The sequence below is a fragment of the Bacteroidales bacterium genome, from assembly GCA_016709865.1.
Lineage (GTDB): Bacteria > Bacteroidota > Bacteroidia > Bacteroidales > VadinHA17 > LD21.
In genome coordinates this window covers 984,814-1,008,850 of record JADJLX010000005.1, presented here as the reverse complement: position 1 = coordinate 1,008,850, position 24,037 = coordinate 984,814, and the positions used below count along the sequence as shown (strand labels likewise).

Here is a 24,037-nt window from a genome sequence, read left to right as displayed (position 1 = left end):
GCACTTTTCCCTTTGCACTTTCTATCATCTATCGTCTATAATACATAGTACATTTCATTTTCTTTTTGTCTTATTTTTTCTTTAAAGGTATTGTATTATATTTATTCTCTGAATCAGGATGTTTTATTTTTAACAAATATTTATATAATCTATTTATAATCAGAGCAATGAAAGCAAAACAATCAAGACGTGATTTTTTAAGAGTCTCCGCCGCAGGAGCTCTGGGTGCAATCGTTCTTTCACAGTATGGTTGCAAGACAGGCACGAAACCTTCCCAGGTGAAGACATTAGCAGAGATAGCCGCAGGTGGTATTGGACTGCAGTTATATACTATCCGCGATGCAATGGCTGCTGATGCACTGGGTTCACTTAAGAGGGTTGCAGAAATAGGCTACAAATATCTTGAACTTGCAGGTTATGCTGACCGTAAGTTTTATGGATATGAGCCTGCAGAATTTAAGAAGCTTGTGAACGAAATGGGTATGGAAATCCTCAGCAGTCATACACAGGTTGAAGCTGAAGGTATAACTCTTGATAATGCCAAATTCATGGCAGAAGACCATGCAAAACTGGGTGTTAAGTATTGCCTGCAGCCATGGGTGGTTCCGGAAGCAAGGAACACGATTTCCGGTTATCAGAAGATGTGTGCTGACTGGAATAAGGTAGGTGGAATTATGAAAGAGAACGGAATCCAGTTTGGTTATCACAACCATAACTTTGAGTTTGCAAATGTAGAAGGCAAGGTACCTTTCTATGATGTGTTCATGGTAGAGCTTGACAAAGAGCTAGTTACAATGGAGCTAGACCTGTTCTGGACAACAAAGGCCGGTCAGAATCCTGTAGATATCTTTAATAAATATCCCGGCAGATTCCAGCTGTTCCATATGAAAGATATGTGGACCAACGAGCCTCCGTTCTTTACAACTGACGGCGTTAAGGATTTCGCACCGGTTGGAGCTGGAGTACTCAACTTCAAACCTATTCTTGAAGCCAGGGAAACCGCAGGCCTTAAGTACCTTGTTGTTGAGCAGGATCAGTCAAGGGATGGCGATCCGTTTGCTGATATTACAATCAGTCTTAATAATCTTAAAACAAAAATACTGGTTTAATAATCTATTGTATTGAAAATTGAAACCCGGCTATTATTGGCCGGGTTTATTTTTGGATAACTAATAAATTGTATATTTGTACCCTGTCAGAATAATGGAGAATATCAGAAAGTGAAAAAACTTCTCAGAAAAATATCTGTTTGTTTTTTGTGGATTGCAGCTATTATGGTAACTGCTCATCTGATAATTCCACATGATCATCATTCAGCTGATTCTTTTTCAAATCAGGATAAAGATTGTCCTGTCTCAGATCATGGACCAAACCATCATTCAGGTTTACCACTGCATTGTCATGCATTTAATGATCTTACTTCTGAAAAGCTTAGATCTCCTCTGGTATCTGAAATTAATCATTTTAACTTCTTGAAAATCAGTATTCAAACAGATTCTTCTCTGGTATTGCCATTTTCATCTTTCCATTTCAAAGAGGTACCGGGATCATTTCACGACTCATCTTTTAGCAGGTCCTCTTTTTTCAGAGGTCCTCCATCCTTAGCTTAATACTCTTAACAATTTAACATTTAACCGGATTTAAGGATCCTGTTATTTGTCTTTCTGTATTGTAAAAGTTACAGAAGTTATTTCTTTCATTATCTGTAAGTTGTCGATAATAATTAAACATTTATAAAATGATAAACAGAATAATCTCATTCTCAATAAAGAACAAGTTCATTATTGGATTATTCGTATTGGCATTGATTGGATGGGGATCATATTCTTTAACAAGGATGCCGGTTGATGCCATCCCGGACATTACCAATAACCAGGTTCAGATTATCTCTCTTGCTCCCTCGCTGGCTGTACAGGAAGTTGAGAGTTTCATTACAGCACCTATTGAAGTTGCTGTTGCCAATATCCCTGATATAATCGAACTCCGGTCAATTTCACGTCTTGGGCTATCGGTAGTTACCGTGGTATTCGAAGATGATGTTGATTTATACTGGGCCCGGCAGCAATTAACTGAGAGGCTGAAGGAAGCTGAAGAGTCAATTCCTCAGGGTTTGGCTGAAATTTCCCTGGCCCCGATTTCATCAGGTTTGGGTGAAATATTTCAGTATCGGCTTGCAGTTGAGAGAGGATATGAAAAAGAATTCAATCCAATGGAACTCAGGACAATTCAGGACTGGATAGTGCGTCGTGAAATGCTTGGAACACCTGGTGTTGCTGATATTAATAGTTATGGAGGATTTGTAAAGCAGTATGAAATAGCTGTTAATCCCGAGAGGCTTAAAGGAATGAGTCTGACTCTTCAGGATATTTTTACATCTCTTGAGAAAAATAATGAAAATACCGGCAGTGCTTATATAGACAAGAATCCAAATGCTTATTTTATAAGAGGTATAGGACTTGTAAAGACTCTGGAAGACATTGAAAGGATAGTAGTTAAAACAACTGATTCCGGAGTACCTGTTCTTATACGTGATATTGCTACGGTGCAGTTTGGCAGTGCGACAAGATATGGCGCTTTTGTTGTCGATACTACAGAAGCAGTTGGTGGTGTTGTAATGATGCTGAAAGGTGCAAATGCGCATCAGGTAATAGACAATGTTGCAGAACGGATTGAGTCTATACAGAAATCGCTTCCCAGTCAGGTAAAGATAGAACCATTTCTTAACCGCTCTGACCTGGTAGGACGGTCAATCGGGACTGTCTCACGGAACCTCATAGAAGGTGCACTTATTGTTATTTTTATACTGGTCTTGTTGCTCGGAAACATGAGGGCAGGCCTGATTGTGGCTTCGGTTATACCGCTTGCTATGCTGTTTGCTGTCTCAATGATGAACCTGTTCGGTGTATCGGGAAACCTGATGAGTCTTGGCGCCATTGACTTCGGCTTAATTGTGGACGGGGCTGTGATAATTGTTGAGAGCGTTGTTTTCCGGATCTCAATGATTAAGCATCACGACCCTGCAGTAACCAGATTAAATCAGGCCCAGATGGATGAGAACGTTTATGATTCGGCAAAAAGAATGATGAGTTCGGCAACTTTCGGACAGATTATAATTCTTATAGTCTATCTCCCGATTATGGCACTCATAGGTATTGAAGGTAAAATGTTCAGGCCAATGGCTCAGGTAGTTACTTTTGCCCTTTTAGGCTCTGCAATCTTATCACTTACATATGTTCCTATGGCATCTGCGTTATTCCTTAGTAAGAATACAAGTCATAAGCCAAATTTCTCCGACGCTTTAATGGTATGGTTCCATAAGATTTTCAATCCGCTGATTATGTTTGCATTAAAGAGAAAATTACTTGTAACTGTTTCATCGGTTGTTCTTTTCCTGTTCAGCTTAATGTTATTCAATCGGTTAGGTGGTGAGTTCATTCCTCAACTTGAAGAAGGAGATCTCGCAGCAGGAGTTATGACTCTTCAGGGAGGATCACTTACAAATACTGTAGATAAGGTTATAATGGCGAACAAAATACTTCTTGAAAATTTTCCGGAAATAAAGCACGCTGTTTGCAAAATTGGGGCAGGTGAGATACCTACAGATCCAACACCAATGGAGACAGGTGATTATATCATTACATTGAAAGATAAAGAAGAATGGGTGTCAGCGGAAACAAGAGAAGAGCTTATTGCAAAAATGGAAGAGAAACTGATTGTTCTTGCCGGTGTTAAATTTGAATTTCAGCAGCCAATTCAGATGAGGTTCAATGAACTTATGTCGGGATCAAAACAGGATATAGGTATAAAAGTATTCGGAGATGATCTTACAATCCTTGCAGAGAAAGCAGCTGAAGTTGAAAAGATAATTATGACAATTCCCGGGGTAGAAGATATAAATGTAGAAAAAGTAACTGGTCTTGCCCAGATACAGGTTGAGTACAATCGCGATCGTCTGGCGCAGTATGGCCTCTCAGTTGTGGATGTAAATCAGGTATTACGCGCAGCATTTGCCGGCAGTCAGGCTGGTGTTGTATATGATGAGGAGAAACGATTTGGTCTGGTTGTCCGTCTCGATAAGGACTACAGACAGAGCCTCGACGATGTTAAAAACCTTTCAGTTGCTCTTCCGGATGGACATCAGATTCCTTTTGATCAGGTTGCTGACATATATATTAAGTCAGGGCCCGCACAGGTTTCAAGGGAGAATACTAAAAGGCGCATTACAATAGGATTTAATGTAAGGAATCGTGACATAAAAAGTGTCATTGAAGACGTAACACTTAAGATTGATCAGTCAATTCAGCTGCCTGTCGGTTACTATATCTCATATGGTGGTCAGTTCAGGAATCTTGAGGCTGCTCAGAAGAGGCTCTCCATTGCAGTACCGGTCTCTCTTCTCCTTATTTTTGTACTTCTTTACTTTGCTTTCGGTTCGGCAAAACAATCACTTCTTATCTTCTCTGCCGTTCCGATGGCAGCAATAGGTGGCGTTTTTGCTTTGTGGGTACGCGGAATGAATTTTTCTATATCAGCAGGCGTGGGTTTCATAGCATTATTTGGAGTTGCTGTACTAAATGGTATTGTACTTATTGCTGAGTTCAACAGACTCGAGAAAGAAGGTATAACAGATATTAAGGAAAGGGTTATTAAAGGTCTTAATATACGTCTGCGTCCGGTAATAATGACTGCCGCAGTAGCATCCCTGGGATTTCTGCCAATGGCATTATCAACCTCTGCAGGCGCTGAGGTGCAGAAGCCTCTGGCTACTGTAGTAATTGGCGGATTAATAACCGCAACCTTACTTACTCTTATTGTTCTTCCTGTTTTTTATATTTTCTTTTCTTCAGCCAGGTTTAATTTCAGGATTAAGAAAGAGTCTGCTCAAAAAGCTCTAACGATATTTTTGCTTTTTGGAGCAACATCATTATTAAATAGTATTTCTGCTCAGCAACCAAAAGTTATAGATCTCCATGAGGCAATTAAGATAGCACTTGATAGTAATCTTTCTATTAAGAGTGCATCATTATCAGTAGATGTTCAGAGAGCGTTAAAAGGAGCATCAGTGGATATTCCCAAAACTATTATTGACGGACAGTACGGACAGTTCAACTCATATACTGCTGATAACAGTGTTGCAATTTCCCAGACATTTGAATTTCCTGCTGTATATTTTAATAAGTATAAACTTGCCAATGCAAGTATTAAAAGCAGTGAACTTCAATATGTTATGACTCAGCTCGAGATTGCAACCCAGGTAAAACAGGTTTACTGGCATTTTGTATTCCTCACATCAAAGCAAAAATTGCTGGTTTATCAGGATAGTCTTTACTCTGGATTCTTACGCGCTGCTGAACTAAGAGCAAAAACAGGTGAGACAAACAGGTTAGAAATGATTACTGCCCGTTCACAGAGTCTTGAAATAAGAAATCAATTGTTTCAGGTTACTTCCGATATTTCCATTAGCAGCAACAAACTTATGACATTGTTAAACAGCACGATTCCCATGATCCCTTCAGTGAAAAATGTCATCAGAATCGGATCTTCCCATATTATTGACACTGTTTCATTTGAAGATAATCCTTCACTCAGGTATATTAAACAGCTGGTTGAAATTTCACAAATGGAGAAAAAACTTGAACGGAGTAAAATGTTGCCTGATTTCAATGTCGGTTATTTTAGTCAGACTATTATTGGTACCCAGGATGTTAATGGAGCTCCGCGCACTTTTGGAAATGACTTTCGGTTTAACGGAGTTCAGGCTGGTATATCTGTCCCATTGTGGTTTGCACCCTACACTTCCAGAATAAAAGCTGCAAAAATTTCAGAAGAAATAGCACGTACAAACGCGGAGAATTATTCAAAATCAATTTCAGGTAATATTCAATCACTTATAGATGAGTATAATAAGTACTCCAATAGCGTTGACTATTATGAGAAGCAAGCTGTCCCGGAGGCTGAAATAATAATTGATCAGGCAACAAGAAGTTATAAAGCCGGTGCTTTGGACTACCTCGATTATGTGCTCACTCTGAACAGGGCGCTTACAATCAGACAGAACTATCTTGATGCACTCAATAGTTTTAACCAGACAATAATAGCAATAGAATATGTTACAGGAAAAATATTTTAAAATTCATAAAAACATGATAAAACTTAATTATAAAATTTTCATCGTTCTCCTGGGATTAATGTTTTCAGGAGTATCGTGCAGCAGTGGTGACAAACCTGCAACAGAAACAGTCATAATGGAGGTATTACCTGAGGATATAGTTGAACTACGCGACGATCAGATTAAACTTGCCGGTATACAGTTAGGTCCGGTTGAGATGCGTTCTGTCAGTAATACCATTAAAGTAAATGGTATTGTTTCAGTTGCTCCGCAAAATCAGGCAACAGTTTGTATGCCGCTGGGCGGTTTTGTTAAGAATACAACTCTTTTGCCCGGTAACGCTGTAAGTAAAGGGCAGGTATTGGCTGTGATCGAAAATCAGGATTTCATTGATATTCAGCAAAATTATCTTGAAGCAAAGAACCGTCTTGTTTATGCTGAAGCTGAATATACGCGTCATACTGAATTATATAAAGACGATGTCTATTCTGAAAAAAACGTACAGCAGGTAACTGTTGAATATAAAAACCTGAAAGCTCTGGTAAGATCACTTGAACAAAAGCTTTTTCTTATAGGAATAAACCCGGATAAACTTAATGAAGATAATATTAGTAACAGCGTCAACCTTTTATCGCCAATCAGAGGTTTTCTGAAAGCTGTTAATGTGAATATTGGGCAGTATGTTTCACCAACTGATATCCTTTTCGAGATTGTAAACAGTGATAAGCTGTTTCTTGAACTGACTCTCTTTGAAAAGGATGCAGATCGGGTGGTTGCCGGACAGAAAATTAAGTTTTACATTAACAACGAATCAGAAGCACACGAAGCAATTATCTCTCAGACAGGGAAATCGGTAAGCGACGACAAGACATTCAGGGTTTATGGAACTGTTACAAGTTCCTGTAAGAATTTACTCCCGGGCATGTATGTGAATGCATTGATCGAAGAATCAGACATTAAAGTAACAGCACTTCCCTCAGAGGCAATTGTAAGTTTTGATGATAAGGATTATATCTTTGTCTATGAAAAAGAAAAGATGGAGGAGGGTAATGCTATGACCGAATACCGGATCTTCGAAGTTAAAAAGGGTATAACATCTTCAGGATTTACAGGGATCACTCTGCCTGAAGGATTTGATATCAATAATGCTAAGATAGTCATAAAGGGAGCTTATAATCTTATGTCTGCCAAGAAGAACGCCGGAGAAATGGCTTGTTAAAAGGTACAAGTGATTAATAACCATAGTCATTCAGTAAAAGTGATATTCATCTGGGCGAGTATGGGTCAATGGTACTGCATATTTCATGTATCATCTATTAATTAAACTGTTATATCTGTGACCTCAATAGATCATTTTATAGGTTTAATGAATCAGTATGGTGCTGATAAAGAGCCGTTTGTATTTATTATTGATTATGAAATGAAGTCACCGGAGATCTATAAACTAAAATCTCTGCCGACAGGTATCAAATTTTCAACACCGCTTTATTCAAATTCCCTTAGAGGTCAGATAAGCACAGGAGAGATTTTAATGAAGAAGCATCCTGTCTCTTTTTCCAGGTATTCAGAAGCTTTCTCATATGTCAGAAAAAACATTGAACTGGGTAACACATACTTGCTCAACCTTACATTTCCGACCGAAATAGAGACCGATTTGACACTGGGAGAACTATTTCAGTCAGGTACTGCAAAATATAAACTATTGTATCATAATGATTTTGTAGTTTTTTCTCCGGAAATATTTGTCAGGATAAGTAATGGATTAATCAAATCCTATCCGATGAAAGGGACAATTGAGGCATCTTTTCCAAATGCGGAAATGATTCTTCTTGAGGATAAAAAAGAGGAGGCTGAACATAATACAATCGTTGACCTGATCAGAAACGACATGAGCAGAGTGGCCGATAAGGTAAGTGTAACAAGGTATAAATATATCGACAGGATTAAAACAGGAAGAGGTGAATTGTTGCAGATGAGCTCCGAAATTACCGGCCATCTTATGAGTGGTTATGAAAAAAAACTGGGGGAAATAATAACCGGTTTGTTGCCTGCCGGATCAGTAACAGGTGCTCCCAAGAAAGCGACAATCGATATAATACGGAAAAGTGAAAAATACAACAGGGGCTGGTATACAGGTGTATTCGGAGTTTTTGACGGTACAAAGCTCGACAGCGGGGTAATGATACGGTTTATTGAAAGAACAGACAATAAGTTTTACTTCAAGAGTGGCGGCGGAATTACATTCATGAGCGATCCATTGAAGGAATATGAAGAATTAATATCCAAAGTATATGTCCCTATTGGTTGAATCAATAAAAGTACAGGATGGTAAGTTGTTGAATATCAATCAGCATAATGAACGTATGGAGCGTTCTCTGTTTGATTTGTTCGGAAAGAAGAGTACAGTTTACCTGGAAAAAATCATTGATGTACCAGCATCAGCCCGAAAAGGAATCTATAAATGCAGAGTGGTTTATGATGATATAAGTACTGAAGCTGAATTCATACCATATATTATACATGAGGTCAGATCACTGCGTATTGTTTATGATGATGAAATAAGTTATTCCTATAAGTTTGCTGAGAGGTCCGACTTAATCAGACTCTACGGACTCAGGGGAGAATGTGATGATATTCTTATAATCAAAAATGGATTGGTTACAGACACCTCTTATGCGAATGTGATACTGAAGGATAAAAATGGAAGCTGGTTCACCCCTTCATCCTGCCTGCTTAAGGGTACTCGACGGTCTAAACTGCTAAATGACAAAATCATTTCGGAGGCTGATATTTCTGTCGGCCACCTGAATAAATATTCTGAGTTACGAATAATAAATGCAATGATAGGAATAGACGATTCAAAGAGCATTCCTGTTAGTGAATTATTGTGATTATGATTTTTATTATAACAAATTTGAAGTGTCAAAATAAAAACTACATTTAGTTTTTTATTTTTTGGGAATTTATTAAGGGGAATTTTAAGTGTTATACTTCAATTTGTAACTGACCAATGTTCAATAATTCAGTCTTGTCTTTCAGTATGTCTGATACTGAGAAAAAACTATATCTAAAAGATCTGATAGAATCCGGAGGACCCGAACTTCATGATTATAACAAGTTCACATCAGTGATTAACAGCCTTAGCCCTTCTCAGGTTGATGATTTCAGGTTGTTGCTGGCCCCTGTACTTAATGAGAATACATTAATAGGCTATGGTTTTAAAAAGCCATTTGGATATCCGGGCGACTTCAGCCTTATTAACTCTATTTACAGTTTCCATATAAATGAAGATGTTAGATACAAAAACTGGGATGTTTTTTTCCAGAATCAACCAGGTGCCATTGCTGTAAGAAACCGCAAGGATTATTTCATCAATAAGTGCAAACAGCTTACTTCTTCCGGGGAGAGGGAGATAAAAGTCCTTATTCTAGGTTCCGGTCCGGCAACAGATGTCAACGAATTTATGGTTACAAATCCGGGCAGAAGAATAACTTTCGATCTTATTGATTTTGATCAGAATGCAATAGATTTTTCGAGGAAGCAAAATGAGATTTTCAATGGTGCAATCTCGTATAACCGGATAAATGTACTTCGTTACAAACCATTCAAAACATATGATCTGATATGGAGTGCAGGGCTTTTTGATTATTTCAAGGATAAGCACTTTGTGTTCCTGATTCAGAAATATATTAACTATCTGAAAGAAGACGGTGAATATATTATCAGCAATTTCAGCACAGAGAATCCAACAAGAAGGTTAATGGAAGTATTATCTGACTGGTTTCTGAATCACAGGAGTAAGGATGATCTTTTGAATATTGCAGCACGGGCCTGTATCGACGAAAAGTATGTGAAGATTGACACTGAACCTCTTGGAGTAAACCTGTTCCTTAAGATCAGAAAGTCGGCTTACTGAAAAATTATTTATCCTCAAAATCTGCCTAATGAATTTTTTTAAGGGTACCTCTGCAAATCTTCTCGGTCTTCCGTCCGCATTCCAGGGTTCATGGACATTTGACAGAATGACATTATCATTTTCAGGCAGTATGGCTGCTTATGAAAAAGATTACCTTGAAGATTACTTTTTAAAATCACTGGTCCCTTTCAGGTTTTCACTGGTATTGGCAATGATCTTCTACGGTGCATTTGCATTCCTCGATGCCTCTTCGGTTCCGAAACTAAAAGAGATCTTCTGGTTTATCCGTTTTGGGGTAGTTTTTCCGGTTCTTATCGGAGTATTTGCATTCTCTTTCTCAAAGACTTTTAAAAAGTATATGCAGTTTGTCATCTCATTTATAATGTTCCTGACAGGATTCGGAATTATTGTGATGATCATTTATGCTGCCCAGGTTTCAAATTATAATTACTATGCAGGACTGATACTTATTTTTATTTTCGGTTACACCTTTATAAGGGCCAGGTTTATTTACGCATCAATTGCAGGATGGGTAATTGTTGTAGCCTACGAGATCTCAGCCATCTGGATATCAGATACACCAATAGAGATTCTTATTAACAACAATTATTTCTTTATAAGTGCAAACGTTATAGGAATGTTCATCAGTTATTTCCTTGAGCTCTCCTCCCGTAATGATTTTTATATGAGAAAGTTATTACAGCGGGAACAGGAAAATGTACAGGCTGCCAATAATGCTCTTGAGAAAAGGGTAAGGGAAAGAACAGCCCAGCTTACCGATGCCTATCAGAACCTGAAAAAGGAGATAGAAACACGGAAAAAGTTTGAGAAGGAGAGGGGAGAACTTGAGACTCAGTTGTTTCAGCTGAAAAAGATGGAGACAATCGGGACCTTGGCCGGAGGTATAGCACATGATTTTAACAATATACTTACTCCGATTCTTGGTTACACAGATATGGCACTGGAAGAACTTCCCGATGAAAGTACTCTTCGTTTCGATATTGAGCAGATTAATAATGCCGCAACAAGAGGAAAAGACCTTGTTCAGCAAATCCTGACATTCAGCCGGGAAGTTAACTTTGACAAGAAACCGATTCAGCTGAACCTCGTTGTCGTTGAAGTCCTTAACCTGCTGAAAGCCTCTTTCCCAACGGGTATTGAGATCAGACAGAATCTCAAACCAGATATCGGGACTATACTTGCCGATGCGACTCATATGCATCAGATAATTATGAACCTGTGCACTAATGCCAGTTATGCCATGATGAACTCAGGTGGTATTCTTGAGGTTAATCTTGATGTTATTTCTGCAGACAGGACTCTAATGAAGCAGGTGCCGAATCTTAAGAAGGGGAAATATGTCAGACTTACTCTTTCTGATACCGGACATGGGATGGATAGCAAGACCAAAGAGCGGATTTTTGAACCCTTCTTCACAAGAAAAGAGGTTGGATCGGGTTCCGGACTCGGTCTCTCGGTGGTACACGGTATCGTAAACAACTATGGTGGAGCCATTACTGTTGACAGTACAGTAGGCGTAGGGACCACTTTTACAATTTACCTTCCACAGTATGGAACGAGCCCTGTAAGTACAGATGACTTGAACAAGACTATTACAAAAGGGGATGAGTTTATCCTGTTTGTAGATGATGAACAGGAGATAACTTTCATGGGTAAGAAAATGCTCGAAAATCTTGGATATAAGGTTACTATCAAGACTGATTCTTTATCTGCACTCGAAGAGTTCAAGTCAAATCCGAATAAATATTCATTACTTGTTACTGATCAGACCATGCCACGGATGTTCGGTACTGAACTTGCCTCCAAAATGAAAGAGATCCGTCCCGAACTAAAGGTTATTATTATCACAGGATATATAGATAAATTGTCTGAAGACCTTATAAATGAATCCGGTATTTCGGAGATTATTATGAAACCCCTGATTTTAAGCGATTTCAGCAAAGTTATAAGGAAGGTACTCGACGCAAATTAAAATATTCAGATTATGGCTAAGATATTAATAATCGACGATGAGACTGCAATCGCGATAATGTTAAAAAAAATGGTTGAAAAAGCCGGGCATGAAGCAAAAACAGCCTCTAACGGAAATGAAGGGTTGACTATGTTTGATTCATTTCATCCCGATCTTCTTATAACCGACATAGTGATGCCGGATAAAGAGGGACTTGAACTGATATTTGACCTCAGGAGAAAGAATCCTGTTCTAAAAATAATTGCAATTTCCGGTGGTGGACGTTTTCAGTACGAGGGGTATCTGAACAGTGCTAAACATTTGGGAGCTAACAAGGTATACCAGAAACCTCTGGACCTGAAAGAACTTATGAATAGTATTACTGAACTATTAAGCTGATTTTAACGGAGGGGGGAGAAGTATGATTTCATTCGACATGCGTACAATAATGATCAGTTTCCTGCTGACATATTTAGTAAGCACGGTAATTATTTATATTCTATGGATACAGTATCATACCCGTTACAAGGGAACTACTTATCTCGTACTGAATTTTGCCTTACAGACTCTCGGACTGTTATTGATAGTTCTGAGAGGTAAAATTCCTGAGTGGATCTCTGTTGATCTGGCAAATACTGTAATGATTGCAGGTATTCTTCTGGGTTATATGGGACTGGAAGCTTATACCGGCAAAAAGTCAAACCAGATCCATAATTATATCATTCTTGCCATTTTTGCCATCGTGCATACCTGGTTAACTCTGATTGATCCTGACCTTACCGCACGAAACCTGAATATCTCCGTTGCTTCTTTACTGATTTTCCTTCAGGGTGCATGGTTAATGTTATACAGAGTACCTCGAAAAGAAGTAAGTCTCACACATCCGATAGGTATCATTTACGCAGCATTCGGACTGGTTAGTCTGGCTAATATCCTTAAATTTTTGCTTGGAGGAAAGATGATGCCTGCAGACTATTTCGATGCCGGCAGTTTTGATGCACTTATGATCATTATTTATCACATGCTGGTGATACTTCTTACATTCAGCCTGGCATTGATGTTCAGTAAAAATCTGTTACTTGACATGAAGGCCGAAGAGGAAAAATCATCCAGAGCAAGCCTTGAGAAAATAAGTGAGCAGAATAAGTACAATGAAATTATCCGTGTCGAACGCAATCTTCTGAGAGCTTTGATTGATAATATACCTGATCCGATTTCAATTAAAGACAGGAAGGGAAGATACCTACTTAATAATAGTGCTCATCTCGAAGTAATTGGAGCCGAGAATCAGGAAGAGGCGATAGGCAAGACTATTTATGATTTTTTGCCTGAAGGAGAGGCCGTTGCGTCTGATGATGATGATAAACTGGTTCTTCATACAGGTAAGATGATGTTGGATAAAGTGGAGAACAGGTTGAACATTGAAACTGGTTTCAATCATTCTCTGCTTACAAGCCGGATCCCTATCCTTGATTCCGAAGGAGTGGCTACACAACTGGTAACAATAAGTCATAACATAACTGACAGAAAAAGAGCTGAGGATGCTCATCGCGAAAGTGCTGAATTCAACAGATCTCTACTTAAGACTATTCCATTCGGGATGGATATTGTAGATTCAGAAGGTACGATCCTATTCCAGAGCGATAACTTTAAAAAAATCTTCGGATCTGATGCCATTGGTAGTAAATGCTGGGATATTTACAGGGACGATAAGAAACAGTGCCAGGATTGCCCCCTAACCAGGGGGATCGTGATCGGTAAAACTGAAAAGTATGAATCACATGGTGTGAACGGAGGCAGAATATTTGATGTTTATCACACAGGAATGAACTATCAGGGCAAAAAAGCAATGCTGGAGATATTTCATGATATAACGGAACGTAAGATAATTGAAGATGAACTTACTCAATCAAAGGAAAAGGCAGAAGAGAGCGACAGGCTGAAGACTGCTTTTCTTCATAATGTATCTCATGAGATTAGAACACCCATGAATGCAATTGTCGGATTCACAACACTGCTGAGTGAACCTGACCTTTCACCTGAAAATCATCGGTCATATCTTGAAATCATTACTCAGAGCAGTAATCATCTGCTTTCTATTGTAACAGATATAATCGAAGTCTCGAATATAGAAGCCGGGAAACTGAAGCTTAATATGAACAAGGTTGTTGTACATTCCGTTATGGAAAAGCTCCATAAACAGTTTAGTCTGTCAGCAACATCTAAAGGACTGGACTTATTCTATGAACAGCCGGAACATGATCCGGATAGACATTTTTACACCGATTCTACCAAACTATTCCAGGTGCTGTCAAACCTTCTTGCCAATGCGTGCAAGTTTACCCGGGAGGGTTTTGTTAAGATGGGTTATACCTTCCAGCCCGATTATATTCAGTTTTATGTATCTGATACAGGTATAGGGATTTCTGAAGACCAGCAGACTAAGATCTTTGAAAGATTTTACCAGGTAGATAGTGGTGAGGACCGGCAATATGAAGGTACCGGACTTGGTCTTTCCCTCTCAAAAGCTTATATAGAATTTTTGGGTGGTAAATTATGGGTAGAATCTGAAGCAGGAAAAGGTTCAACTTTTTTTCTTAATTTGCCTTGTTGATATTTTTATAACTACATGTTGAATGTATTATTCAGATCAATGACTGCTGACGACTGGAAATCAGTTTCGGTATTGGATGGGCAGCACTATCGCCTGTGTCGGGAAGCGGAAAAATGAATGGAGTCTTGCGCGATTATATGCTGCTTGAGAGAAGGAGTGAAATAAATGGGATAAAATAAAAAAGTACTTTATTTGCAAAACATTTTCATACAATCTCTGTTTTATATATAGTGAAAAAGGTTTTTTCAATATTAATGGTCTTTCTGGTGCTTACAGCTATGTTTCACCTCACTATTGCAACTCATTATTGCGGTGGACATGTTGCTGCTTCTGAAATCTCTGTTACCGGCAGACTGGCTTCATGCGGAATGGAAGCCTTTGAGGAGGTTTATGCAGGAACAGGAACTCTGGTCAGAACACATTGTTGTGAAGATGTAGTTACCTCTTACAATATAGATAATAATTATACTCCCTCATTTTCATTCTTCCCGGAATCAGTTAATTATAACATAAATATTCTTTTTATTGTTGCTGATTTAAGTTTTAGCTTAAATACTTTTTCATCACTTCTTTACACAGATGTCAGTCCCCCGGACTGGTTGTTGTCCACCGATGTGGACCTTTCCGACATTTGTGTATTCCGTATCTGATCCTGATTTTATGTCTTTATTGCAAATGAGCATTTTCATCATTTGTAATTATCCTGTTTGTATCAATTCAGATTTTTCAACTTTAAATCTATTTGCTTATTTCTATTATTAACATTTTAATACTTAAGATTATGAAAACTATTAGACTTTTTCTCATCACTATGCTGATGTTGACCATCGGCGCAGGTGTGTCAGCTCAGACAACAGCTAAAACAGCAGGTCCAAAGACTGAAACATTTAAAGTTTCGGGTGAATGCGGAATGTGCAAATCACGAATCGAAAAGAGTGCAAAAGAAGAGGGTGCAACAACTGCTTCATGGGATGTTAAGACCAAGATGATCACTGTTACATTCGATCCTTCAAAAACAAGCGTGGATGCACTAAGTAAGAAATTTGCCTCTGTTGGTCACGATACTGAAAAGTACAAGGCAGATGATAAGGTATATGAATCATTACCAGGTTGCTGCCATTATGATCGGAGCAAGTAATCAATATGTTTATTTTTAATTTTCCCGCGGATTTCGCAGATAACGCTGATCTGATTTGTGTTATTCAGCGAGATCTTCGGGGAAAATACTCTTAGCGATATGATATTTAACAAACTGGTAAAGTACTTCCTCGAAAACAGGCTTATAACCTTCATTTTCCTTATTGTATTTGTTATAATGGGTCTGGTTACCATGCCATTTAATCTGAAACAGGGTCTGTTTCCCCGCGATCCGGTTCCGGTTGATGCTATTCCTGATATTGGAGAGAATCAGCAGATTGTAGCAACTGAGTGGATGGGACGATCACCAAAAGATATTCAGGATCAGATCTCTTATCCTCTTACTACTGCTTTGCTAGGAATACCCGGTGTTGAAACTATCAGAAGTACATCAATGTTCGGGATGTCATTTATCTATATCATTTTCAAAGACAAGATTGAGTTTTACTGGAGCAGGTCGCGGATACTTGAAAAGCTGAATTCACTTCCTTCGGGTACGTTGCCTGAGGGGGTACAGCCTTCATTGGGTCCTGATGCTACGGCTCTGGGGCAGATTTTCTGGTATACCCTCGAAGGACGCGACCCGAAAACCGGCAATCCTAATGGAGGATGGGATCCTCAGGAACTTAAGACTATTCAGGATTTTTACGTAAAATACAGCCTTTCATCAGCTGAAGGGGTATCAGAGGTAGGTTCTGTCGGTGGTTTTTTAAAAGAGTATCAGGTGGATATTAATCCTGATGCTCTAAAGGCTTTTAATGTTTCTGTTATGGATGTCATGAATGGTGTCCGTAAGAGCAATCTTGATATTGGTGCTGAAACAATTGAATTAAATAATGTCGAATATATTATAAGAGGACTGGGATATGTAAAGAGCCTTCAGGATCTTGAATTGTCAGTCATCACGGTTCGTAACAATGTTCCGGTACGAATTAAGGATGTTGCAAATGTAGCTTTTGGACCTGCCCCAAGAAGAGGTGGCCTCGACAAAGATGGGTCTGAGGCTGTTGGAGCAGTAGTGGTTGCACGATATGGCTCTAATCCAATGGAAGTTATTAACAATGTCAAAAATAAAATCAAAGAAATTGAAGCCGGTTTGCCGGAAAAAACATTACCCGACGGATCTGTCTCAAAAGTGACCATCGTCCCGTTTTATGACAGAACCAGCCTGATCAAAGAGACAATCGGCACACTCGAATCAGCTCTTTCGCATGAGATACTGATTAGCATTATAGTGATTATTGTACTGGTTCTTAACCTCAGGGCTTCTTTGATAGTAGCGGGATTGCTTCCTATAGGCGTTTTAATGACTTTTATATTAATGAGGTTTTTTGGCGTCGATGCTAATATTGTTGCATTATCAGGTATCGCTATAGCTATTGGTGTTATGGTAGATATCGGAATTGTTGATGTGGAAAATATTCTTCGGCACCTTGAAATGCCTGAGAACAAAGGCATACGCGGCAGGAAACTACTCGATGTTATTTACCAGGCGACAACTGAGGTAAGAGCTGCAGTTGTGACATCAATCGCAACAACTATTGTGAGCTTCCTTCCTGTATTTGCCATGCAGGCTCAGGAAGGAAAGCTGTTTCATCCTCTCGCCTGGACAAAAACATTTGCTCTGATTTCCGCATTTATACTGGGAATTGTTGTTCTTCCCACACTGGTTCATATTTTCTTCAATATCAGTTTCGACTCAAAAAAAATCAGGAGATTCTGGAATGCTTCCCTTGTTGTGGCTGGTATAGCATTGACATTATTATGGCAAACCTGGCCTGTCCTTGCATTAACTGCAATCGGGATTAATAATCTGTTTGGCCATAAATGGATTGAGAACCGAAAAGAGTATCCAAACTATATTAATATTGGTATTACCGTACTTGTTGCAACATGGTATCTTTCAATCGAATGGCTGCCCCTAGGTGCACACAACAGCGAACTGATCAATTTTCTTTTTGTTGGGGGTCTAGTCACTGTTATCCTGCTGGTGTTGATGTCGATGGTTTACTTCTACGAGAATATACTCCGTTGGGCACTGCGTAATAAGTGGAAGTTCCTGTTGATACCCTCCTTTACGATAGTTTTTGGTGTGTTAGCATGGAAAAGTCTGGGAAAAGAGTTTATGCCATCGCTTAATGAGGGATCTTTTCTGCTCATGCCCACAAGCATGCCGCATACCGGTATTGAAAAGAACCTTGAGTATGTTGAAATACTTGACAGACGCTTGTCTGCTATACCTGAGGTAGAAGTTGCTGTTGGTAAATGGGGAAGGGTAAATTCTGCACTCGATCCGGCACCAGTTCAGATGTTCGAAAACACGATCAACTACAGATCGGAGTATATTCTTGATGAAAATGGACACAGGATGCAATTTAAGTCGGATAAGGATAATGGATTTGTGCTGTTAAATAATTCACACTACAATCCTCAAAATGACCCATTCAGAATAATTCCGTCAGATAGTCTTATTCCCGATAAAAACGGTGAATATTTCCGTCAATGGAGGCCCTTCATTAAAAATCCGGATGATATCTGGAAAGAGATTGTAAAAGTCACCAATATTCCTGGTCTGACATCGGCTCCTAAGCTGCAGCCTATAGAAACAAGACTTGTAATGCTTTCGACAGGTATGCGTGCACCAATGGGGCTTAAAGTATATGGTCCGGATCTTGACGCTATTGAAGAAGCCGGTTTGATTTTTGAAAAAGCCTTGAAGGAAGTCCCTTCAGTTAAATCTTCAGCGGTATTTTATGATCGTGCAGTAGGTGCCCCTTACCTTGAAATAAAGCTTAACAGGGAAGCTATGGCCCGGTATGGAATGACTGTCGGGGATGTCCAGGAGATTCTTCAGGTAGCTGTTGGGGGTATGACACTTACAACATCAGTTGAAGGCCGTGAAAGATTTCCTCTTCGTGTTAGATATGCCAGGGAGCTCAGGGATAATCCTGAGGATTTGAAAAAAATTCTTGTTCCTGCAATGAATGGTGTTCAGATACCACTTGGGGAAATTGCTGATATAGACTATGCCAGAGGTGCCCAGATGATCAGAAGTGAAAATACTTTCCTTGTCGGTTATGTAATATTTGATAAGCTTGAAGGAGAAGCCGAAGTAGATGTGGTTGAACAGGCAGATGCTGTAATAAAATCAAAAATTGAATCAGGTGAAATCTCCCTGCCAGCCGGAGTAACTTATAAATTTGCAGGTAATTATGAAAACCAGTTAAGAGCCACCAGGCGATTGTCTATAGTGATACCTTTAAGTTTGGTATTAATCCTGCTTCTGTTGTATTTCCAGTTCCGCACAAAAACAGCTTCACTAATACATTTTTCAGGGGTGTTCGTTGCTTTCTCCGGAGGATTTATAATGTTGTGGTTATACGGACAAGACTGGTTTCTGAATTTCTCAGTGGCAGATATTAATCTGCGTGATATGTTTTCAATGCACACAATTAATCTCAGTGTTGCTGTTTGGGTGGGATTCATTGCCCTGTTTGGCATTGCAACTAACGACGGAGTAATTATGGGGACATATATTCACCAGGTGTTTGAGGATAAAAAGCCCTCTACTGTAGATGAAGTCAGGGAAGCTGTTGTCATGGCCGGTAAAAAAAGGGTACGTCCTGCTCTTATGACAACCGCAGTTGCTGTTATTGCCTTGTTACCAGTGCTTTCGTCAACAGGAAAAGGCGCCGATATTATGGTCCCCATGGCTATTCCTGCATTCGGTGGTATGATTATTCAGATTATGACAATATTCGTAGTTCCTCTCTTTCAGGCAATATGGAGGGAAAATGCTGTAAAGCAAAATCCAATTAAATCAGAATAAGGTGAAAAAAAGTATAATTTTTAACAGAATATTGATTTTCTCGCAAAGACGCAGAGGCGCAAAGGACAATCTTAGTGCCTTCGTGCCTTTGTGGCAAAAAAAGATCATAAGATTTTTCTTTCTAATTGTAGTTATTAATCTTTTCAGGATAATTCCGGCATATTCCCAATCAGATTCTCTGATAAAATATCTTGAACTTGCTGTTAAGAATAATCCCATGGTACTTCAGAAATTCGCTGAATACCAGGCTTCCCTTCAGAAAATACCTCAGGTTGGCAGTCTGTCAGATCCGCAGCTGAGCCTTGGAGTTTTTCTGAAACCAATGGAACTTATTGGAGGGAACCAGATTGCTGATATTTCGCTGATGCAGATGTTTCCCTGGTTTGGAACCCTCCGGTATGCAAAAGACGAAATGAGCCTGATGGCTAATGCCAAATTTGAAATTTTCCGTGATTCAAAACTTCAGGTGATCTATGAGGTTCAGCGTATATGGTATGAGTTATACAAGATTCAGAAGAATATTACCGTGTCTGAAAAAAATATTGAAATCCTCAGTACAATTGAAAGACTGGCTCTTGTGAGGTTTAAAGCCGGGCCGTCAGGAAGCAGTAATTCAAACTCGTTAACCTTTTCGTCACCTTCCGTCTCTTCCTCCGGTAATAATCCTGCTGGCGGATCAGGAATGAACTCGATGGGGGGCTCTCAGTCTGCCTTGGGTAACTCCCCAGCATCTCAGTCTTCTTCTTCAATGCAGGGTGGTTCTATGGGCTCAACATCGGGTGGCGCAGGTCTTTCTGATATCTACAGGATCAGGATAGAGAGTGGTGAACTTGAAAACAATATTGCATATCTGAGAAGTCAGGAACTGGTTCTTCAGGCACAGATTAACAGTTTTCTGAACAGGCCTCCGGCAACAAAGGTTTTTACAGCAGATATACTGATCAGGGATTCTTTAAATCTTCCTATTCAGGCTGTTTCTGACTCCATTTTGGCAAATAATCCGATGCTTGGAATGCTTGATTCTGAAAGGAGATCATTAGATGCCCGTAAAAATATGGTTACAGCCATGGGTTATCCAATGGTTGGACTTGGATTGAATTATTCACTCGTTAACAGGAATGAAATGTCAACATCTTCAATGAATGGTTCAGACATGATAATGCCTATGGTCACAATAACTCTCCCTGTATACCGTAAAAAGTACAACGCAATGCGATCTGAAACAGAGCTCCTTAAAACTGCAGCTGAACATAATTATCAGGCTACAGTAAATACATTAAATACAGAATATTATCAGGCTCTTCAGTTATATAATGACGCTCACCGTAGAGAAATATTATATGAAAATCAGTATCAGCTGGCATCAAAATCTTTCGACCTTGTACTGAGAAGTTTCTCAACATCGTCATCCGATCTGTCTGAAGTTTTGAGGGTACGGCAACAGTTACTTGATTATGAGCTTAAAAAAACTGAAGCAGCTGCTGATTTCAACGTGGCTGTTGCCTGGCTAAGACGACTGGGAAATCTTAGAAGCGGAGAGTAGGTTGAAGAGAGTTGAAAAAGGTTAGAATTAGGTTTAAATGTTGAAATAAAAATATAAACATGAAACGGAATTTTTTAATAATTGTCATTACACTGGCAGTAGGGATTTTTACTGGATGGCTTGTTTTTCATCCTTCCCGCGGAAGCGAAGAGCAGCATGATCATTCTTCAGAAACAGAAAAGGTTAGTATTTGGACATGCTCAATGCATCCTCATATAAGAATGGAACAGCCGGGGAAGTGTCCTATATGTGGAATGGATCTTATACCACTTGCTCAGAGCTCTTCAGTTTCAGTTGATCCGGGAGTGATTCATCTGAGCAAAGAAGCAGCCGCACTTGCAGACGTCTCCACCACAATTGTTACAATGCAGAAACCGATTAAAGAGATTCGTCTATATGGTAAGGTTCAGGCTGACGAAAGAATGTTCCAGAGCCAGGTGGCACATGTTTCAGGCCGGATTGAAACTCTCTCTGTAAACTTTACCGGAGAGAGATTTAAGATGAATCAGGTACTTGCAAAGATCTACTCTCCGGAGCTTATTAATGCTCAACAGGAATTGCTTGAAGCCTCAAAAACAAAAGAGTCACAACCGGAGTTATACAATGCTGCAAAAGAGAAACTACTTCAATGGAAACTAACAGATACACAGATTTCAGCTGTTGAATCATCAGGGGTAATTAAGAATACTATTGATGTTGTTTCAAATTCAAATGGAATAGTAATTACTCTGAATGTACGAACTGGTGATTATGTTGACAGAGGAACAATTCTGTTTAATATTGCTGATCTGTCAAAGGTCTGGATAATGTTCGAGGCCTATGAAAGCGATCTTATGTTTTTAAGAAAAGGAGAAAAGGTCTTATTTACTATTCGGGCTTTGCCAGGTAATGAATATTCCGGACAGATTGTGTTTGTTGATCCTGTAATTGATCCTGTTACACGTGTTGCAAAAGTCAGGGTTGAGGCTGATAACAGATCAGGAATGCTTAAACCTGAAATGTTTGTTTCCGGAGTTATTATGTCAGGCTTAAGTAATGAGTCAAATCAGATTGTAATTCCGCGGTCATCAATTCTGTGGACAGGAAAACGCTCAATAGTGTACGTAAAACAGAAAGACTCCGGCGAATCAATATTTAAGTTGCGCGAAATAGGCCTGGGTCAGATGTTGGGTGATAGTTATGTTGTTACTGACGGATTATCTGAAGGTGAGGAAATAGTTACCAGCGGCACTTTCAGTGTAGATGCAGCAGCACAGCTTGAAGGAAAACCAAGTATGATGAGTAATTCAGCTGGAAGTGAAAAAGGTGCAGGTAAACTGTCAGTTATACGCGATCAGGAGACTTTTAAAGTATCAGGTAATTGTGAAATGTGTAAAGAACGGATAGAGAAGGCTGCTATGCAGGTAAATGGTGTTTACAGGGCAGTTTGGAGCATAGAGAACAAGGAAGTTACAGTAGAGTTTGATCAGGCAAAAACTGATCTGAAAACAATCCATAAGGTGATAGCGGATTCTGGCCATGATACTGAACTTTTTAAAGCCGATGATGTTACTTATTCTGCACTTCCTGAATGTTGTCTTTACAGGAAATAGATGATTAGTTCATAAATAACAAATTTATGATTGATAAAGAGTTACCCCGAAGAGCCTGCCCTGAAGGGGTTGAATAAAAACTTCGAATTTCAGGAGATCCCACATCCACATCTCCATCCGTTGATCCAATAATGTCAATTGTATATTATCTGATCCCAGGTAGTCAGTTTTATTTATCTTTTCGAAAAAAGATAAATCATATTCGGATAAAACCAAGTATTATGAAAAAAAGCGGATTCTATTCTCTAATAGTACTGATTTCAATTTCAGTAAATTTAAACTCACAATACATTAAAGTAACTGATATTGATTCGGTTATCCTTACAGCAGACAGATTAATAGAGACAAATCCACGTGTTTTCTTTAAAAATGTGGAAAGTTTTATAGTCTGGTACGATGGGAAAATAAGATTTGAAAAATATTACAATGGTGCTGAAGAAGATTCATTGCATCAGATTCAATCCCAGACCAAAAGCATAGTTTCATTATTACTCGGAATAGCAATTGATAAAGGATTTATCGCTGACGAAAATGAAAGCGTTAACAGATATTTTCCTGAGTATTTCAATCCCGGTGAAAGTTTAAGATCAAATCTGAAAATTAAAGATCTTCTTACAATGTCTGCAGGTTTTGACTGGGAGGAAATGCTCCCCCTGAATGATCCGGGAAATGATAATATTAAAATGTTTAACAGTGGTAATTATCTGCAGTATGCACTGTCAAAACCGGTTGTTAAACCTCCCCTGACAGAATTTGAATATAATAGTGGTTGCCCGATGATTATTGCAGGAATAATTGAGAGGTCATCAAAAATGTCGCTATCGGAATTTGCAGATAAGTACCTGTTTAAACCATTGGGAATTAATGATTACTACTGGATCAAAGACTCAAAGGGATTCTGCCATGCAGGGGGTGGGCTCTTTCTGAAACCGAACGATATTGTAAAAATTGGTATTATGGTGCTGAATAAGGGGAGATGGGAGAATAAGAAGATCATTTCTGAAAACTGGATTTTAAAATCAACACAATCTTACCTCTCATCCGGGTTTGATATAAGCGGATATGGCTATTTCTGGTGGATCAGGTACATGCCGGTCGGCGAAGGTTTAACGACTAAAGTTATCACAGCTGAAGGTGCCGGGGGACAGAAACTTTATATATTTAGCGATTACAGACTTGTTATTGCATTTACAGAACGAAACTTCACAACTCCTCAGGTAAGCCCATTGTTCATACAGGAATCGGTGCTTCCAATTCTCCGATGAGGCAGAATTAATATTTGATCTGAAAGTTTTAATATGTAAATTGTGCAGAACAGAAATTTT

Annotated in this window: 16 protein-coding genes; all 16 read left to right on the top strand. The window is 39.0% G+C overall.

Features of this window, described 5'->3' with window-relative positions; translation table 11 throughout:
- Positions 1-167: 167 nt before the first annotated feature.
- A complete protein-coding gene (locus IPJ16_12770) occupies positions 168-1,109 on the top strand; it encodes a sugar phosphate isomerase/epimerase (GenBank protein MBK7628044.1) in 942 nt (313 codons plus the stop codon).
- A gap of 111 nt (positions 1,110-1,220) precedes the next feature.
- A complete protein-coding gene (locus IPJ16_12765; protein ID MBK7628043.1) occupies positions 1,221-1,610 on the top strand; it encodes a hypothetical protein in 390 nt (129 codons plus the stop codon).
- Between the two features lie 128 nt (positions 1,611-1,738).
- The gene (locus IPJ16_12760) at positions 1,739-6,130 is read left to right on the top strand and encodes a CusA/CzcA family heavy metal efflux RND transporter (protein ID MBK7628042.1); all 4,392 of its coding nucleotides are present in this window, start codon (positions 1,739-1,741) and stop codon (positions 6,128-6,130) included.
- 13 nt (positions 6,131-6,143) lie between these two features.
- Positions 6,144-7,328 (top strand): efflux RND transporter periplasmic adaptor subunit, encoded by a 1,185-nt coding sequence (locus IPJ16_12755; GenBank protein MBK7628041.1) that lies wholly within the window; start codon positions 6,144-6,146, stop codon positions 7,326-7,328.
- Between the two features lie 147 nt (positions 7,329-7,475).
- Positions 7,476-8,417: an aminodeoxychorismate synthase component I gene (locus IPJ16_12750; protein ID MBK7628040.1), complete on the top strand. Its 942-nt coding sequence runs from the start codon at positions 7,476-7,478 to the stop codon at positions 8,415-8,417.
- Positions 8,401-9,000, top strand: coding sequence for an aminotransferase class IV (locus IPJ16_12745; protein ID MBK7628039.1), 600 nt, complete (start codon positions 8,401-8,403; stop codon positions 8,998-9,000). The genes IPJ16_12750 and IPJ16_12745 overlap by 17 nt, the downstream gene beginning before the upstream one ends.
- A gap of 119 nt (positions 9,001-9,119) precedes the next feature.
- Positions 9,120-10,025 (top strand): class I SAM-dependent methyltransferase, encoded by a 906-nt coding sequence (locus tag IPJ16_12740; protein MBK7628038.1) that lies wholly within the window; start codon positions 9,120-9,122, stop codon positions 10,023-10,025.
- Positions 10,026-10,053: 28 nt separating this feature from the next.
- Positions 10,054-12,018 carry a response regulator gene (locus tag IPJ16_12735; protein MBK7628037.1) on the top strand — a complete coding sequence of 655 codons (1,965 nt, stop codon included), beginning with the start codon at positions 10,054-10,056 and terminating at the stop codon, positions 12,016-12,018.
- 12 nt (positions 12,019-12,030) lie between these two features.
- Complete coding sequence (locus tag IPJ16_12730; GenBank protein MBK7628036.1) at positions 12,031-12,396, top strand: response regulator; 366 nt, start codon at positions 12,031-12,033, stop codon at positions 12,394-12,396.
- 22 nt (positions 12,397-12,418) lie between these two features.
- Positions 12,419-14,611, top strand: coding sequence for a PAS domain S-box protein (locus tag IPJ16_12725; protein MBK7628035.1), 2,193 nt, complete (start codon positions 12,419-12,421; stop codon positions 14,609-14,611).
- Between the two features lie 230 nt (positions 14,612-14,841).
- Positions 14,842-15,261, top strand: coding sequence for a hypothetical protein (locus tag IPJ16_12720; protein ID MBK7628034.1), 420 nt, complete (start codon positions 14,842-14,844; stop codon positions 15,259-15,261).
- Positions 15,262-15,392: 131 nt separating this feature from the next.
- Positions 15,393-15,749, top strand: coding sequence for a heavy-metal-associated domain-containing protein (locus tag IPJ16_12715; GenBank protein ID MBK7628033.1), 357 nt, complete (start codon positions 15,393-15,395; stop codon positions 15,747-15,749).
- A 102-nt stretch (positions 15,750-15,851) separates the two neighbouring features.
- Positions 15,852-19,577, top strand: coding sequence for an efflux RND transporter permease subunit (locus tag IPJ16_12710; GenBank protein ID MBK7628032.1), 3,726 nt, complete (start codon positions 15,852-15,854; stop codon positions 19,575-19,577).
- Position 19,578: 1 nt separating this feature from the next.
- Positions 19,579-21,120 (top strand): TolC family protein, encoded by a 1,542-nt coding sequence (locus IPJ16_12705; GenBank protein ID MBK7628031.1) that lies wholly within the window; start codon positions 19,579-19,581, stop codon positions 21,118-21,120.
- 59 nt (positions 21,121-21,179) lie between these two features.
- Positions 21,180-22,712, top strand: coding sequence for an efflux RND transporter periplasmic adaptor subunit (locus IPJ16_12700; protein MBK7628030.1), 1,533 nt, complete (start codon positions 21,180-21,182; stop codon positions 22,710-22,712).
- Between the two features lie 221 nt (positions 22,713-22,933).
- Complete coding sequence (locus IPJ16_12695; GenBank protein MBK7628029.1) at positions 22,934-23,977, top strand: serine hydrolase; 1,044 nt, start codon at positions 22,934-22,936, stop codon at positions 23,975-23,977.
- Positions 23,978-24,037 lie beyond the last annotated feature (60 nt).

Excerpts from the sequence above, each read along its gene's own strand:
- IPJ16_12770 (MBK7628044.1), top strand. The coding sequence starts at position 168 with ATGAAAGCAAAACAATCAAGACGTGATTTTTTAAGAGTCTCCGCCGCA.
- IPJ16_12695 (MBK7628029.1), top strand. The coding sequence starts at position 22,934 with ATGAAAAAAAGCGGATTCTATTCTCTAATAGTACTGATTTCAATTTCA.
- IPJ16_12730 (MBK7628036.1), top strand. The coding sequence starts at position 12,031 with ATGGCTAAGATATTAATAATCGACGATGAGACTGCAATCGCGATAATG.
- IPJ16_12725 (MBK7628035.1), top strand. The coding sequence starts at position 12,419 with ATGATTTCATTCGACATGCGTACAATAATGATCAGTTTCCTGCTGACA.
- IPJ16_12760 (MBK7628042.1), top strand. The coding sequence starts at position 1,739 with ATGATAAACAGAATAATCTCATTCTCAATAAAGAACAAGTTCATTATT.
- IPJ16_12740 (MBK7628038.1), top strand. The coding sequence starts at position 9,120 with ATGTTCAATAATTCAGTCTTGTCTTTCAGTATGTCTGATACTGAGAAA.
- IPJ16_12700 (MBK7628030.1), top strand. The coding sequence starts at position 21,180 with ATGAAACGGAATTTTTTAATAATTGTCATTACACTGGCAGTAGGGATT.
- IPJ16_12745 (MBK7628039.1), top strand. The coding sequence starts at position 8,401 with ATGTCCCTATTGGTTGAATCAATAAAAGTACAGGATGGTAAGTTGTTG.
- IPJ16_12735 (MBK7628037.1), top strand. The coding sequence starts at position 10,054 with ATGAATTTTTTTAAGGGTACCTCTGCAAATCTTCTCGGTCTTCCGTCC.
- IPJ16_12755 (MBK7628041.1), top strand. The coding sequence starts at position 6,144 with ATGATAAAACTTAATTATAAAATTTTCATCGTTCTCCTGGGATTAATG.
- IPJ16_12750 (MBK7628040.1), top strand. The coding sequence starts at position 7,476 with ATGAATCAGTATGGTGCTGATAAAGAGCCGTTTGTATTTATTATTGAT.
- IPJ16_12715 (MBK7628033.1), top strand. The coding sequence starts at position 15,393 with ATGAAAACTATTAGACTTTTTCTCATCACTATGCTGATGTTGACCATC.